This is a genomic window from Sphingomonas sp. GW821-FHT09E03, assembly GCF_059416225.1.
In genome coordinates this window covers 1-3,044 of sequence record NZ_JBWKOS010000025.1, presented here as the reverse complement: position 1 = coordinate 3,044, position 3,044 = coordinate 1, and the positions used below count along the sequence as shown (strand labels likewise).

General features: G+C 63.6%; 2 protein-coding genes. Both read left to right on the top strand.

Features of this window, described 5'->3' with window-relative positions; all coding sequences use genetic code 11:
* Nucleotides 1-1,181: 1,181 nt before the first annotated feature.
* On the top strand, nucleotides 1,182-1,421 hold the full coding sequence (locus AC07M8_RS19600) for a hypothetical protein (RefSeq protein ID WP_495175901.1): 240 nt from the start codon (nucleotides 1,182-1,184) through the stop codon (nucleotides 1,419-1,421).
* Nucleotides 1,387-3,015 (top strand): recombinase family protein, encoded by a 1,629-nt coding sequence (locus tag AC07M8_RS19595; protein ID WP_495175900.1) that lies wholly within the window; start codon nucleotides 1,387-1,389, stop codon nucleotides 3,013-3,015. Before AC07M8_RS19600 ends, AC07M8_RS19595 begins: the two co-directional genes overlap by 35 nt.
* Nucleotides 3,016-3,044 lie beyond the last annotated feature (29 nt).

The window sequence follows — 3,044 nt, the reverse complement described above, 5'->3', positions numbered from 1 at the left end:
CTAAATTTCTTTGCTCGGATGGCTTGAATGTCGCTCAAGTAGACGTGATCTCCGCCTTCGGAATAAGCGGTCTTAGCTTTAGATGTATCATTGAGGAGCATGTTGCCACCGAGCAGGACATCGCGACGGCCGTTCGTCGCGGAGCCGACAAGAAGGTTACCGGAAGCACTTGGTGAGCGCGCGTTAGCCGAGCTTTTAAGCTAGCTGCCAGCGGACGCTTGAGTTGCGCGGCCTCAGCGCCCCCAGTGCCATCTCGTCGCAGGCACCTTTGCCCGTCACCGGTTACCGCCAGCAGGCGGAGGTCGTCGTTGGATACTGCGCGGCCGCTTGAGAGCGGATGTCGGCTTTTCACAACTGGCAGCCGCTGTCCTCCAGAACGACCAGCTGGATGACCGTCGGCTTGAGTTCGGAGGCGCGTCAATGCGGACCTTCCGCTATTAGACAGAAAAGGCGATCGCCCCCTCCTCACCTGACCAAACGGCTGTTTACGCCGATCACCACCCGAAAGCGGCCGGGCGGCTCACCCCCACCGGCAGGCGTCCGAGCCCCCTACTTTGCCACATGAACGAAAGGGCACAAACCCAGGCGGCTGCTCTAAAGCGGACGAGCCGCTTTCCACCAGATCCGTCAGGTTCTGGCAGGGAACTAACTCCTAGCGGGCGGAGATGCAGCTTTCGCAGGTAGATCTGGCGAGGCAGCCATGCACACGCGCCGCAGCACAGATTAGACACCTGTCGGCGCAGGCGCCACGGCGCTGTGACCCCAAATAGCGCGCTGAGCCCCCCGCCTCGCCCGCGGGCTTTTTGGGTGGCTTTTGATGCAAGCGGCAGATCTGATGCGCTTGGCGGAAAAGCTAGGCTTTACGGCGAGAGGTGCCGCGCACCGCCGCATGCAGATTGATGCAGCTGGCGGTGGTTTATGGGGGGAGGCTTCAACAAAGTGCCGAGTCGCACCAAGACCGCGAGGTCAGCCGTAAGATGCAAGCGCAATCGAGCAGCTTGAGCGAGACGTAATCTTGTAGAGAGCCTTTCTACAAGATCAGCTTGTGGACCTGCGGACGGTGACCAGCGCAATCCTGGCCACGTCCTCCACCACGGGTCGGCTTCTTAAAGCCAGATCTCGGGGCTGAGGCAGCATGGTCCACCCGGCGCCGCACAGCGCCCAAAGCCGACGAGACACAGATGAACGACACCGACAATGGTGGCGGCCGAGACGTTCCGCCCGCCCAAATACGCAGCGCGCCAGGCAGCACTGTGCCGCCAAACCTGCGCTCAGCGCGGCTGGATCAGCAAGCCGCCAACGATACCTATCTCGACTTCATGCTATTTGTGAGGGCATTTGCACGAGCAAACGCCGTCAGGGACCTTCGGGAGCGCAGCGCCGCCAATGACAACACGAGCAGCAATATACGCCCGCTATAGCAGCGACCGGCAGTCGGAGACGTCGGCGGAGGACCAGGCGCGGCTGTGCCGTAGCCGGGTCAGCCAGGAAGGCTGGGAGCTAATCGACGTCTTTGCCGACCTTGCCATCTCGGGCACGACGCGCAACCGGCCGGGGCTGGACGCGCTGATGAGCCGGACGGGCGAGTTCGACATCCTGGTGGCAGAATCGCTCGACCGGTTGAGCCGTGACCAAGAAGACATCGCCGGCCTCTACAAGCGGCTGCGCTTTGCAGGCATCCGCATCGTCACGCTGTCGGAAGGCGAGATCTCGGAACTTCACATCGGCCTCAAGGGTACGATGGGCGCGCTGTTCCTGAAGGAGCTGGGTGAGAAGACCCGACGCGGTCAGATCGGCCGAGTCGCGCAAGGCCGTATCCCCGGCGGGCTCAGCTACGGCTACAAGCGGGTGGTGGCGCTTGGCACCGACGGCGAACCCGAGCGGGGCCTGCGCGACATCGACGAGGCCGAGGCAAGCGTCGTCCGGCGCATCTTTGCGGAATATGTGGCAGGCCGCAGCCCACGCGCCATCGCCGAGACGCTGAACACCGAAGGTGTCCCCTCCCCATCAGGCAAGCTGTGGCGCGCCAACACCATCAACGGCAACCGCGAGCGCGGCAACGGCATTCTCCACAATGAGCTGTATGCCGGCATCATCAGCTACAACCGACAAAGCTTCGTGCGCGATCCCGCCAGCCGCAAGCGGGTTGCCCGGCCCAATCCGCGCGACCAGTGGGTGACCCAGCAAGTGCCCGCGTTGCGGGTCGTCGACGAGCACAGCTGGACCGCAGCACAGCAGCGGCTCGAGCAGGGGCAAGCGCTGTCGCCTGCCCGGCAACGACGGCCAAAGCGGCTACTGAGCGGTCTGGTGAGATGCGGCAGCTGTGGCGGCAATTTCACCATTATCGGCCGTGACCGCTGGGGATGCAGCACCGCCCGTGAAACCGGCACCTGCAGCAACACCAGAAGCATCGTCGATACGCAGCTTGAGACACGTATCCTCAGCGCATTGCGCGAGCGCATGCTCGAACCAGATGCGGTCGCAGCCTATGTTGAAGAATATCGCCAGGCCTTTAGCGCTCAGCAGAAGGACCGGCACAAAGTCCGCCGCGGGCTGGAGAAGCGTGAAGCCGAGGCGACACGCCGGATCAGCCGGCTGACGCTGGCTATTGCCGACGGCGCTAAAGACTTTGCCGAGATCCGCGGCGTGCTCGAAGAGCAGATCGCCGCCCGCGAGCGCTGCCGACGCGACCTGGCCGACCTCGACGCCGAGCCGACGCTGGCGCTGATGCCCAATCTGGCGGAGAGCTACCGGCGCAGCGTGGTCCAGCTCGGCGCCGCGCTACGCGGCGCTGCGATCGAGCAGGAGCAGGCACGTCAGGCGTTGCGGGCGCTCATCGAGCACATCGTCGCCTCTCCTGCCCCGGACAAGCGCGGTGTCGCGCTGGAGGTACGTGGCCGGTTTGCGCAGATGATTGATCTTGCCAACGAAAAAAGCGCCCCGCGAGGGACGCCTGATTGTATGATAAAGATGGTTGCGGGGACAGGATTTGAACCTGTGACCTTCAGGTTATGAGCCTGACGAGCTACCGGGCTGCTCCACCC